Below are 12,054 nucleotides of genomic sequence, written 5' to 3'. Positions count from 1 at the left end.
CACCTTTACCTCCATTATTTGGACTCTAAAAGCCAACGGGCACAGTCGATATCACAGACCAGCATTTTCGCGAGCCGGCCGCGCAGCGCAGCGAGGGTCGCGACGTGCTTGGCCGCGCCGCTGGCGACGAGAATGGTCTTCGCACACGCGCGCACGTCCTCGAGCGGCACCGACACCGAGCGACGGGCCAACTCGGTCACGACCGGCGTGCCGTGTGCGTCGAAGAAGCGACCGCCGATCTCGCCGACGGCGCCGAGGGCGACGAGTTCGTCGAGTATCCGGCCGTCGAGGAAGCTGCCCTCGAAGAGCGTGGTCGAGGTGGAGGCGGCGCCGACGCCGAACAGCATGGTGTCGGCCCGGCGGCCCGCCTCGAGCGTCCGCGAGATCACCGAGTCCGAACTGATCGAGGCGACGGTCGACGGATCCGCGTACAGCGGTGCGGGCAGCCGGATCGCGTTGGCGCGCAGCACGTCGGCGCTGCGGCTCAGGATCAGCTCCATGCCGGTCTGATAGGACGCGGTCGACATGGCGCCGTCCATCTGGACGACGGTCCGGCAGCTCGCGATGCCGGGGGCGAGTGCGGTCGCCACGGCCACCTGCTCGGGACCCCAGGTGAACCCGAGCACGTCGTCGGCGGAGAGCCTGCGCATCAACAGGGCGGCGGCCGCCCTTCCGACGCTCGCGTACACCGCCGGCCTGCCCGGTGCACCGATGTCCATGCCGTGGCCGGCGACGACGACCTCGGTCAGCCCGAACTTCGCCTCGAGCTCGCGCTCCTCGTCGGCGTGCAGGCTGTCCTGAAGCGTCGGCGGGACCACGACCTCGATGCGGACCAGGCCCTTGGCCTTCGCGCGGGCTATCAGCCTGCCGGCCGTCGGGCGGGACACTCCCAGCCGCGCGGCGATCTCCGCCTGCGTCAGTCCGTCGAGGTAGTAGAGGGTCGCCGCGCGCAGCGCGAGCCGGAGATCCTCGGTGCTGCCACCTGCGCCGATCTGCATGCCGTCGGCCACTTGGCCGTTCGACGTCGGTGTCGCCACGTTCCCGCTCCGTCCTTCCTCGCAGGTGAGCAAATGCTCAGGGATGCGAGTAGATGTTCATCACGCTAACATCCAAGTGTGACGTACACAACACCCCCGGTTCCTAAACACCTGCGCTCGCCGGTCTTCAGCGGACCGCCGGGATCGAAACGTGGCGGGGTGGCGGCGAGTAGCGTCGGAGCGGTGGTGAGCGTGCCGTGAAACTCAATGCCGAGACCCTGTCGCGAATCCCGATCGACAAGCCGACCTACGACCGCGGCGCGATCGGCGTTGGCATCGTGCACTTCGGCGTCGGCGGCTTCCACCGCGCGCACCAGGCGATGTACGTCGACCGCCTGCTGAACTCCGGGACCGCGAGTTCGTGGGGAATCTGCGGGGTCGGCGTGCTGCCGTCCGACCGCCGGATGGCCGATGTCATGAACGCGCAGGACGGGCTCTACACCCTGGTCCTGATGAACCCCGACGGCAGCCGCAACGCATCCGTGATCGGCTCGATCGTCGACTACCGGTTCGCGCCCGACGACCGCGAGTCCGTCGTCGAACTGCTCGCCGCGCCGGACACCCGCATCGTGTCGCTGACCATCACCGAGGGCGGCTACCACGTCGACACCGCCGGTCCCGACAGTGTTTTCGGGCTCGTCGCCGATGCGCTGGCCCGCCGCCGCGAGCGCGGCGCGCCGTCGCCGACGATCGTGTCGTGTGACAACATCGAGGGCAACGGCGACGTCGCGCGAGAGGCGTTCACCGCCTACGCCGAACGCGCGCACCCCGGCCTCGCCGACTGGATGGCCGAGCACACCCGCTTCCCCAACTCCATGGTGGATCGCATCACGCCGGTCACCACCCCTGACGTGATCGACGTGCTGGCAAGGGATTTCGGAGTCGACGACCAGTGGCCGGTGGCCGCCGAGCCGTTCACGTCGTGGGTGCTGGAGGACTCGTTCTCCGACGGCAGACCCGCCTTCGAGGACGTCGACGTGTTACTGGTCGAGGACGTCACGCCGTACGAGCTGATGAAGCTCCGACTGCTCAACGCCGGCCATCAAGCGCTCTGCTACTTCGCATATCTAGCCGGCTACCGGCTGGTGGCGGACGCAGCGGGTGACCCGCTGTTCGCGACGTTCCTCCTCGACTACATGGACTCCGAGGCGACACCGACGCTGCAGCCCGTGCCGGGAATCGATCTGCCCGCCTTCAAGCGGACGGCCATCGAGCGCTTCGCCAACCCCGGCGTGCGCGACACGATCGCCCGGCTCTGCTTCGGGTCGTCGGACCGGATTCCCAAGTGGCTGCTGCCCGTCATCCGGGAGAACCTCGAATCGGGTGCGCCCATCGAACTGTCCGCGGCGGTCGTCGCGAGCTGGGCGCGCTACGCGGAGGGCGTCGACGAGCAGGGCGAGCCGATCGACGTGCAGGACCAGCTCGCCGACACCCTCGTGCCGCTGGCGAAGTCGCAACTCGAGCACCCGACCGCGTTCATCGAGAACACCGACGTGTTCGGGGATCTCGCGAACGAGCAGCGCTTCGTCGACGCCTATCTGTGGGCGCTGAACTCGCTGCACGAGCACGGTGCGCGCGCGACGCTCGAGAAGCTGGTCGGGACATGAGCCGCGCTCTGGTCATCGGCGAGGCGCTCATCGACATCGTCGAACGGGGTGGCGTCATCACGGGCGAGCACGTGGGCGGCAGCCCGCTCAACGTCGCGATCGGCCTCGGCCGGTTGGGCCGCGACGTCGACTTCCTCACCCACATCGGCCGCGACGACCGAGGCAAGCGGATCATCGAATACGTCGAAGCCTCAGGCGTGCAACTGGTTTCGGGAAGCACCGACGCGAAGCGCACTCCGACCGCGCTCGCACACCTGGACTCGACCGGTGCGGCGACGTACGAGTTCGACATCGAGTGGTCGCTGTCGGGGACCGCTGAGGTCGGCCCTCCCCTGATCGCGCACACGGGCTCCATCGCCGCGTTCCTCGACCCCGGCTGCCTGGCGACCGCCGCGCTGCTGGACGCCTACCGCCCCTCGGCCACCATCTCCTACGACCCGAATGTCCGGCCCGCCCTCATCGACGATCACGACAACGCCGTGAACCGCATCAGCCGGCTGGTCGAGAAAGCCGACGTGGTGAAGGCCAGCGACGAGGACCTGCGCTGGATCGACCCGGACAGGTCACCGGAACAGGTGGCCGAGACGTGGCTCGCGCTCGGGCCGTCGATCGTCGCGGTGACCAAGGGCGGGCAGGGCTCGTTCGCGGTCTGCGCGGCGGGAACCGTCGTCGTCGAGGCGCAACCGGTCGACGTCGTCGACACCGTCGGCGCCGGCGACTCGTTCATGACGGGACTGATCGACGCACTCTGGTCGCTCGATCTGCTCGGTGCCGAGCGCCGCGGGGCCCTCGCCGCCATCGACGCCGCGACACTCGAGGGCGTGCTCCGCGCCGCGACGCTGGCATCGGCGCTCACGGTCGCCAAGGCGGGCGCCGACCTGCCCGATCGCGCCGCGCTGCAGCGGGGCTTACCGGTTTAAGCCGCAGGCCGTGGGCCATACTGGGTTATGCGTTCCATCTGGAAGGGTTCCGTGTCGTTCGGCCTGGTGAACGTGCCGGTCAAGGTCTACAGCGCGACCGAGGACAACGACATCAAGTTCCACCAGGTGCACGCGAAGGACAACGGGCGCATCCGCTACAAGCGAGTCTGCGAGGTCTGCGGCGAGGTCGTCGAATACCGCGATATCGCGAAGTCGTACGACACCGAGGACGGTCAGACCGTCATCATCACCGACGAGGACATCGCGACGATGCCCGAGGAACGCAGTCGCGAGATCGAGGTGGTGGAGTTCGTCCCCGCCGAGCAGATCGACCCGATGCTCTACGACAAGAGCTACTTCCTGGAACCCGACTCGAAGTCGTCGAAGTCGTACGTGCTGCTGGCGAAGACGCTGTCGGAGACCGACCGCATCGCGATCGTGCACTTCACCCTGCGCAACAAGACGCGGTTGGCGGCGTTGCGCGTCAAGGACTTCAGTAAGCGCGACGTGATGATGATCCACACCCTGCTGTGGCCCGACGAGATCCGCGATCCGGATTTCCCGGTGCTGGACAAGGAAGTCGACATCAAGCCCGCCGAGCTGAAGATGGCCGGCCAGGTGGTCGAGTCGATGACCGACGACTTCAAGCCCGACCAGTTCCACGACACCTATCGCGAGGAGATGCTCGAACTCATCGCCGCGAAGATCGAGGGCGGCGAGGCCTTCCAGGTCGAGGAGCAGGAGCCCGAGGACCTCGACGGCGACACCGACGACGTGTCCGATCTGCTCGCGAAGCTCGAGGCCAGCGTGAAGGGACGCAAGGAGTCGGGGTCATCGGAGTCGAAGCAGGCGACCAAGGCACCCGCCAAGAAGGCCGCCGCGAAGAAGGCCCCTGCGAAGAAGGCCGCAGCCAAGAAGGCTCCCGCGAAGAAGGCCGCGGCCAAGAAGTGACCGACCTGTCGGGGCTCGCCAAGCACCCGGCGACGACCCTCTCACTCGGCGCGGCGGCGACGGCGATCGGCCTCGCGGCGGAGGGGTATCGGGCCTGCGAACGGCTGCCCTTCGTCGGCGATCGACTGCGCGGGGCCCGGTCCGCACTCGAGCGACGCGGCGAGGAGGTGCTCGCGGCCGGACTCGAGCCACTCACGGCGGCCATCACCGCAATCGCGGTGGAACTCGTCGACCGCGTGCTCGATGAACTCGATCTCAACGCGCTGGTCCGCGAGCGCGTCGACCTGATCGGGTTGGCCGACGAGGTCGTCGCGGGAATCAACCTGCCCGCGATCATCCGCGAGTCGACGGGATCGGTCACTTCCGACGTCATGCACGACGTGCGCAGCCAGAGCGAGCGCGCCGACGACGCCGTGGCGGGTATCGTCGATCGGATCCTCCGTCGGGACAAGGGTTTACGTTGACCGACCCCGGTGAGCCGCGGACCGCGGGCATCGTGAGCCGTGGGGTGGCCGCCGTCATCGACCTCGGGGTGGTGCTGGTAGTCATCGGCGTCATCTACGTCGGCCTGATCCTGACGCGCCTCGCGCTGAACCCGTCGGCGTTCCAGTTTCCGAGCCTCAGCGTGCTGTTCTCGACGACCGTGACGTTCGGTGTCGCCGTGGTGTATCTCGCTGGCTGCTGGTCGATTTCGGGCTGCACCGCGGGTGCGGTGGTAATGGGACTACGGGTGACGGGACGCAGAGCCGAACGCCTGTCTGGGCTGCGGGCGCTGGTGCGGGCCGTCGCGTGTGTCGTGTTCCCCATCGGACTCGGCTGGGTGGTGATCGACCGGCAGCGGCGCTCGCTGCAGGACGTGGCCGTCGGTAGCCGGGTGGTATACGTCCGAGGGTGAACCGCGCACCGAATTAGAACGTGTTCCAGAAAGTGGTCACACCGGCGATCCCGCCTTGCTAGCGTGACCCGCGATCAAGGAAATGAGGAACACGTGATTCTCGACAGGTTTCGTCTCGACGATCAGGTAGCGGTGGTCACCGGCGCGGGCCGCGGACTGGGTGCCGCGATGGCGGTGGCATTCGCGGAAGCCGGTGCGGACGTGGTGATCGCCGCGCGCACTCAGTCACAGCTCGAGGAGGTGGCCGAGCAGATTCAGGCGGTCGGACGCCGCGCGCACGTGGTCGTCGCCGACCTCGCCCACTCCGAGGACACCGCGGCCCTCGCCGCCCAGGCAGTCGAGGCGTTCGGCAAACTAGACATCGTCGTCAACAACGTCGGCGGCACCATGCCCAACGCCCTGCTGAACACCTCGACCAAGGATCTGCGCGATGCGTTCGCCTTCAACGTGGCGACCGCGCACGCGCTCACGGTGGCGGCGGTGCCGCTGATGCTCGAGCACTCCGGCGGCGGCAACATCATCAACGTCACGTCGACGATGAGCCGCGTCGCCGGACGCGGGTTCGCCGCCTACGGCACCGCCAAGGCTGCGCTGGCGCACTACACCCGACTGTCCGCACTCGACCTCGCGCCGCGCATCCGGGTGAACGCGATCGCGCCCGGGTCGATCCTCACCTCGGCGCTCGAGATCGTGGCCTCCAACGACGAACTCCGCGACCCGATGGAGAAGGCCACCCCGATGCGCCGACTCGGTGATCCCGTCGACATCGCCGCTGCCGCGGTCTATCTCGCGTCCCCCGCCGCGAGCTACCTGACCGGCAAGACCCTCGAGGTCGACGGCGGCATCACGTTCCCGAACCTCGACCTGCCCATCCCGGATCTGTGAGGACCTCATGACCATCAAAGTCGCCGCCATCGGCACCGGCAACGTCGGCATCCACGCCCTGCGACAGCTCATCACCGACGCGCGATTCGAGTTGACCGCGGTGTGGGTGTCGTCCGATGCGAAGGCGGGCAGGGACGCCGCCGATCTCGCCGGCCTCGATCAGGCCACCGGCGTGCTGGCCACCACCGACCTCGACGCCGTGCTGGCCACCAATCCGGAGTGCGCCGTCTACACCGCGCTCGCGGACAACCGCCTCGTCGAGGCACTCGAGGACTACCGCCGCATCCTCGCCGCGGGCGTCAACGTCGTCGGCAGCAGCGCCGTCTTCCTGCAGTATCCGTGGAACACATTGCCCGAGAACATGATCGCGCCGATCGAGCAGGCGACCGAAGAAGGCGGGTCGAGCCTGTTCGTCGGCGGCATCGACCCCGGTTTCGCGAACGACCTCCTGCCCCTCGCCCTCGCGGGAACCTGTCAGAGCATCGAGCAGATCCGGTGCATGGAGATCATCAACTACGACACCTACGACAGCGCCCCGGTGATGCGCGACGTCATGGGCTTCGGCCGCGACCTCGACGACATCCCGATGCTGTTGCAGCCGGGCGTGCTGAGCCTGGCATGGGGTTCCGTGGTGCGACAGATCGCGGCCGGTATCGGCGTGGAACTCGACGAGGTCACCGAGACCTACCTCCGCGAGCCCGCACCCGAGGACTTCGAGATCGCGTCGGGTCACATCGCCAAGGGCACGGCGGCGGCGCTGCGGTTCGAGGTGCGGGGCGTGAAGGACGGCAAGGTGGCCGTGGTGCTCGAGCACGTCACCCGACTGCGCAACGATCTGCAGCCGGACTGGCCGCAGCCGGCACAGGAGGGCGGGTCGTATCGCATCGAGGTGACCGGCGAACCGTCCTACGCACTGGACCTGTGCCTGTCGAGCCCGAACGGCGACCACAACCACGCCGGCCTCGTTGCCACTGCGGCTCGTGTGGTCAACGCGATCCCTGAGGTCGTGGCCGCGGCGCCGGGGATCCGGACCACGCTCGACTTGCCGTTCATCACTGGGAAAGGGTTGTACGCTGGCTGAGTAATCGGTGGTGTCACGACGATTCCATTAAGGACGTGCTCATGCGGTTGGCTTCTCGCTCACTTCTGCTCATTCCCGCCGCGGTCGGCGCGGCTGTTCTCATGGCACCCGTAGCCGGCGCCGAACCCACGCCCGGACTTCCGCAGTGCGTCGACACCGGTGGCGCGGCGGCCGAAGGCGGCTCGAACACCGAGTGCGCGACCCCCGGCAACGTGGAGATCAACTCCACTCCCGCTGAGGGCGAGTTCACCGGCCCCTGGGGAAACATGTGGGGCGAGCCGGGGTTGTTCTTCCCGTGACGTACATCGTCCGACCCAGGAGGTAGATCATGCGGTCAATGGGCCGTTATCTTGCACCATCCATCGCGGTCCTCGGCTTGTGCGGGATGGCGCTCGCCGCGCCCGCCGCGGCTGAACCGAACTCGACTCTGCCGGACTGCCAGTCGGCGGCCGGCGGTACCTACACCGGCACCGGCATCACGCAGTGCCAGTCGCCCGGCAACGTGCAGATCAACGCGACGGCGCCGGCGCCGGCGTATCCCTACCCCTGGGACGACGAGTTCTACGGGGCACCGCTGATCATCGCTCCCGGCGGCTGGGGTCCGCACGGGGGCGGTGGAGGCGGTGGAGGACATGGCCGCTAGTCGCGGAATACGCGGCGCCGCAGGAGTTCTCGCGGTGGGAGCCGCTCTGCTCTCCGCGCCTCTTGCGTCCGCTGGGCCGCAGTGCACTCAAACCGGCCCGACCACGACGCAGTGCGAGACCAATGGGAGCGCGCAGATCGTCACGTCGCCGCCCAACATCAACAACGGCCCGTACTACCCCTACGGCGGATTCGGTTTCAGCCTCGGAGGGTTCGGCTTCGGCTGGTAGTCGGCCATCAAACCGGCCCCCGTTGCTGGCTGCCCAAGGTTTCGGCTAGCCTAACTTTTCTGTTCGTACGATCGGATAGAAGGGTGGGCGAGTGACCACGGATTCGAAGGCGCCGCAGCGGGCGGGCTTCCTCCTGCTCGGACCGGCGTTCGTCGCCGCGATCGCCTACGTCGACCCCGGCAACGTCGCGGCCAACGTCAGCGCCGGTGCGCAATACGGCTTCCTGCTGGTCTGGGTGATCCTGGTCGCCAACGTCATGGCGGGCCTGGTCCAGTACCTCTCCGCGAAGCTGGGCCTGGTGACCGGCCGTTCGCTGCCGGAGGCGGTGGCGGACCACACCCGAAGGCGCACCCGCCTGGCCTACTGGGTGCAGGCTGAATTGGTCGCCATGGCAACGGATCTCGCCGAGATCGTCGGTGGCGCGATCGCCTTGTATCTGCTTTTCGACCTGCCGCTGCTCCTCGGCGGCGTCATCACCGGGGCCGTCTCGCTGGTGCTGCTGGCGATCCAGAACCGGCGCGGCCAGCAGATGTTCGAGCGGGTCATCACCGGCCTGCTGCTCGTCATCGCCGTCGGCTTCCTCACCAGCCTAGTGGTCGGACCGCCCTCGGCCGCTGACGTGGCCTCGGGCCTGATCCCGCGATTCGACGGCGCCGAGAGCATCCTGCTGGCGACGGCGATGCTCGGTGCGACCGTCATGCCGCACGCCGTCTACCTGCACTCCGGGCTCGCGCGCGATCGGCACGGGCAGCCCGAGGCGGGCGGGCCGCGACGCCGACTGCTGCGCATCACCCGCTACGACGTGGGAATCGCGATGCTGGTGGCCGGCGCGGTGAACCTCGCGATGCTGCTGGTGGCCGCGACCCACCTGCAGGGCATCGAGAACACCGACTCGATCGAGGGCGCCTACACCGCGGTGCAGGGCGCGCTGGGGCACACGGTCGCACTGTTCTTCGCGATCGGACTGCTGGCGTCCGGCCTGGCGTCGACGTCGGTCGGCGCGTACGCGGGGGCGATGATCATGCAGGGTCTGCTCAAGCGGTCCTACCCGCTGCTGCTGCGCAGGCTCGTCACGCTGGTTCCCGCGCTGGTGATCCTCGCGATCGGCGTCGATCCCAGCCGCGCGCTGGTGCTGTCGCAGGTGGTGCTGTCGTTCGGCATCCCGTTCGCACTGATCCCGCTGATCCGGCTGACGGCCGATCGCTCGCTCATGGGCGACGACGTCAACCACCGCGTGACGACGGCGCTGGGGTGGCTGGTGGCGGGCGTGATCAGCGCGCTGAACGTGGTGTTGATCTATCTGACGGTCACCGGCTAGGCGATTTGTGTGGTCGAAACCCGCGCTGGACGCGGGAGACCACACACGAGTCGCTAGATTCGGACGCGATGCACCGGTACTTCGCCTACGGCTCCAACCTCAGCGTGGCGCAGATGGCGCAGCGCTGCCCGGACGCCGTCGACCCGGTCCCCGCCACCCTGGCCGACCACGACTGGCTGATCAACGAGCGCGGCGTCGCGACGGTGGAACCCTTCGTCGGCTCCGAGGTGCACGGCGTGCTGTGGCAGGTCAGCGCCACCGACCTCGCCGCGCTGGACCGCGCCGAGGGCGTCCCGGAGCGCTATCGCCGCGACCGACTCCAGGTGCTCACCAACGACGGGCCCGTCGACGCCTGGGTGTACGTCGATCACCGCGTCGAACCCGGCCACCCGCGGGAGGGCTATCTCGAACGGATCATCGACGGGGCCGGACACCACGGTCTGCCGACGCGCTGGGTCGACTTCCTCAACCGCTGGGACCCCGTCAACTGGCCCCGCCAGCTCGGCGAGCCCGAACCCGATGCACCGCAGACGCTTTCGGAGCTGCTCGCCAGGCCGGACGTGACGGAGTCCAGCACGCTGCGCTCCACGTTCGGCTTCCTCGCGATCCACGGGGGCGGACTGGAGAAGATGACCGACGTCATCGCCGAGCGCGCCGCGACCGAAGCCGGCGCCTCCACCTACGTCGTGCACCATCCGCCGAACTATCCGAACCACCTGTCGTCCAAGGCCTTCCGCGCTGAGGAGTCCGCGATACTCGAGGAGTTCCTCGACCACGTGGACGTCGTCATATCCCTGCACGGCTACGGCCGGATGAACCGCAGCACCCAACTCCTCGCCGGCGGGGCCAATCGCGAACTCGCGGAACACGTGGCCCGCCACGTCGTGATCCCCGGCTACCGCGTCGTCACCGACCTCGGCGAGATCCCGCGTGAACTGCGCGGCATGCACCCGGACAACCCCGTCAACCGAACACGCGGCGGCGGAGCCCAACTCGAACTCTCGCCACGCGTGCGCGGGATCAGCCCCCGCAGCGGCATGGCCGGCGCCGACGGGCTCACTGCCGCCACCTCGGCGCTGGTGCGCGGCCTGGTGACCGCCGCTCGCGAGTGGGCCTGACTACTCCTCCATGTCCAGCACCGGCGTGGGCCGGGAGAAGCCGCGGGTCACCCCGAGCAGCCAGACGAATCCGATTGCCAGCCAGATCAATCCGACCCACAGTGTGAGCGCCGAGAGGTTGAACCAAAGCCACACCGTAAGGCCCAGACCGATGAGCGGCAGGATCACGTTGTTGAGCACGTTCTTGTCACCGACGTCGATGTAGAAGTGCTTGATGACGGTGAGGTTCACCGCCGAGAAGGCCACCAGCGCACCGAAGCTCACGATCGACGCGAGGAAGCCCAGCTCGATCCACAGCGCTGCGAGCGAGATCACCGACACCACGAGGATCGCGAACGTCGGGGTGGCGAAACGCACGGACACGTGACCGAAGATCTTGCGCGGCATGATCCCGTCACGTCCCATCGCGAAGAGGATGCGCGCGACCGAGGCCTGCGAGGTCAGCGCCGACCCGATGCAACCGGCCACGTAGGCCGCGGTGAAGAAGATGTTGAGGAAGTCTCCACCCGCCGCCAGCATCACGTCGGTGGCACCGGCGTCGACGTCCTCGAAGGTGTTGGTCGGGAAGGCCAACTGAGAGACGTAGGACAGCCCGATGAAGATCAAGCCACACACGACGGTGGCGATCATGATCGCCTTCGGCACGGTGCGGGTGGGGTCCTTCGCCTCCTCCGACAGGGTGGACACGGCGTCGAAGCCGAGGAACGACAGGCAGAGGATCGCCGCACCGGCGAAGATCGGGCCGAGTCCGCTCACCGATCCGTCGCCGGTGAACGGCGCAACCAGATCGACGTTGCCGTAGCCGGAGATCGTCACGACGGCCATCACGACGAGCACCAGGATGAACACGATCTGCAGCGCGAGCAACAGGAAGTTGGCGCGCGCCACCGACACGATGCCGACGATGTTGAGCACCGTCACGACGACGATCGCGATCAGGATCCACACCCACGGCGGCACGCTCGGGACGGCCGCGCTCATGTAGATGCCGATGACCAGGTAGTTGAGCATTGGCAGGAACAGGTAATCCAGCAGCAGGGACCACCCGGCCAGGAAGCCGACCGGCGCCCCGAACGACTTCTGCGTGTACGCGTACGCGGATCCGGCGACGGGCATCGCCGCCGACATCCGCGCGTACGACCGCGCGGTGAACACCATGGCGGCAAGCGTCACCAGATACGCGACCGGCAACCGGCCACCGGTCATCTGGGTGACGATCCCGTAGGTGGTGAACACCGTCAGCGGAACCATGTAGACCATGCCGAACAGCACGAGTGACGGCACGCCCAGAGCGCGTTTGAGGTGACCCTCCTGCTGCGCGAGAGCCCCGTCCTTACCCAGGTTGATGGGGGTGTCTGCCGTCATTGGCG

General features: G+C 68.0%; 14 protein-coding genes. 12 read left to right on the top strand and 2 right to left on the bottom strand.

All coding sequences use genetic code 11. The features are described 5' to 3' along the window. Positions 1–14: 14 nt before the first annotated feature. The gene (locus NM203_RS05790; protein ID WP_255059127.1) at positions 15–998 is read right to left on the bottom strand and encodes a sugar-binding transcriptional regulator; all 984 of its coding nucleotides are present in this window, start codon (positions 996–998) and stop codon (positions 15–17) included. A 236-nt stretch (positions 999–1,234) separates the two neighbouring features. On the opposite strand from NM203_RS05790, the gene NM203_RS05785 reads away from it, so the two are divergent. From NM203_RS05785 to NM203_RS05730, 12 genes are all read left to right on the top strand, one after another. Beyond that, a complete protein-coding gene (locus tag NM203_RS05785) occupies positions 1,235–2,644 on the top strand; it encodes a mannitol dehydrogenase family protein (RefSeq protein ID WP_255058746.1) in 1,410 nt (469 codons plus the stop codon). Continuing rightward, entirely contained in the window at positions 2,641–3,564 is a 924-nt protein-coding gene (locus NM203_RS05780) for a carbohydrate kinase family protein (protein WP_255058745.1), read from the top strand. Before NM203_RS05785 ends, NM203_RS05780 begins: the two co-directional genes overlap by 4 nt. A 27-nt stretch (positions 3,565–3,591) precedes the next feature. Next, positions 3,592–4,515: a non-homologous end joining protein Ku gene (ku, locus tag NM203_RS05775; protein WP_255058744.1), complete on the top strand. Its 924-nt coding sequence runs from the start codon at positions 3,592–3,594 to the stop codon at positions 4,513–4,515. Continuing rightward, positions 4,512–4,979 (top strand): hypothetical protein, encoded by a 468-nt coding sequence (locus NM203_RS05770; RefSeq protein WP_255058743.1) that lies wholly within the window; start codon positions 4,512–4,514, stop codon positions 4,977–4,979. Before ku ends, NM203_RS05770 begins: the two co-directional genes overlap by 4 nt. Next, positions 4,976–5,410 carry an RDD family protein gene (locus tag NM203_RS05765; RefSeq protein ID WP_255058742.1) on the top strand — a complete coding sequence of 145 codons (435 nt, stop codon included), beginning with the start codon at positions 4,976–4,978 and terminating at the stop codon, positions 5,408–5,410. Before NM203_RS05770 ends, NM203_RS05765 begins: the two co-directional genes overlap by 4 nt. Before the next feature lie 93 nt (positions 5,411–5,503). Then, complete coding sequence (locus NM203_RS05760) at positions 5,504–6,295, top strand: SDR family oxidoreductase (RefSeq protein WP_255058741.1); 792 nt, start codon at positions 5,504–5,506, stop codon at positions 6,293–6,295. A gap of 7 nt (positions 6,296–6,302) precedes the next feature. Beyond that, positions 6,303–7,376, top strand: coding sequence for an NAD(P)H-dependent amine dehydrogenase family protein (locus tag NM203_RS05755; protein WP_255058740.1), 1,074 nt, complete (start codon positions 6,303–6,305; stop codon positions 7,374–7,376). Between the two features lie 41 nt (positions 7,377–7,417). Then, positions 7,418–7,675 carry a hypothetical protein gene (locus tag NM203_RS05750; RefSeq protein WP_255058739.1) on the top strand — a complete coding sequence of 86 codons (258 nt, stop codon included), beginning with the start codon at positions 7,418–7,420 and terminating at the stop codon, positions 7,673–7,675. Positions 7,676–7,713: 38 nt separating this feature from the next. Beyond that, positions 7,714–8,019 (top strand): hypothetical protein, encoded by a 306-nt coding sequence (locus NM203_RS05745; protein ID WP_255058738.1) that lies wholly within the window; start codon positions 7,714–7,716, stop codon positions 8,017–8,019. Beyond that, positions 8,009–8,248 (top strand): hypothetical protein, encoded by a 240-nt coding sequence (locus tag NM203_RS05740; RefSeq protein WP_255058737.1) that lies wholly within the window; start codon positions 8,009–8,011, stop codon positions 8,246–8,248. Before NM203_RS05745 ends, NM203_RS05740 begins: the two co-directional genes overlap by 11 nt. 91 nt (positions 8,249–8,339) lie before the next feature. Continuing rightward, positions 8,340–9,566: an Nramp family divalent metal transporter gene (locus NM203_RS05735; protein WP_255058736.1), complete on the top strand. Its 1,227-nt coding sequence runs from the start codon at positions 8,340–8,342 to the stop codon at positions 9,564–9,566. Between the two features lie 68 nt (positions 9,567–9,634). Beyond that, the gene (locus NM203_RS05730; protein WP_255058735.1) at positions 9,635–10,684 is read left to right on the top strand and encodes a poly-gamma-glutamate hydrolase family protein; all 1,050 of its coding nucleotides are present in this window, start codon (positions 9,635–9,637) and stop codon (positions 10,682–10,684) included. On the opposite strand, the gene NM203_RS05725 is transcribed toward NM203_RS05730, so the two are convergent. Continuing rightward, positions 10,685–12,049: an APC family permease gene (locus NM203_RS05725; protein ID WP_255058734.1), complete on the bottom strand. Its 1,365-nt coding sequence runs from the start codon at positions 12,047–12,049 to the stop codon at positions 10,685–10,687. It abuts the gene before it with no gap. Positions 12,050–12,054: the final 5 nt, after the last annotated feature.

This window comes from Mycolicibacterium arenosum, from assembly GCF_024320865.1.
Classification (GTDB): domain Bacteria; phylum Actinomycetota; class Actinomycetes; order Mycobacteriales; family Mycobacteriaceae; genus Mycobacterium; species Mycobacterium arenosum.
Note: the sequence above shows the minus strand (reverse complement) of the source record. Positions and strands in the feature narration are given on the sequence as shown.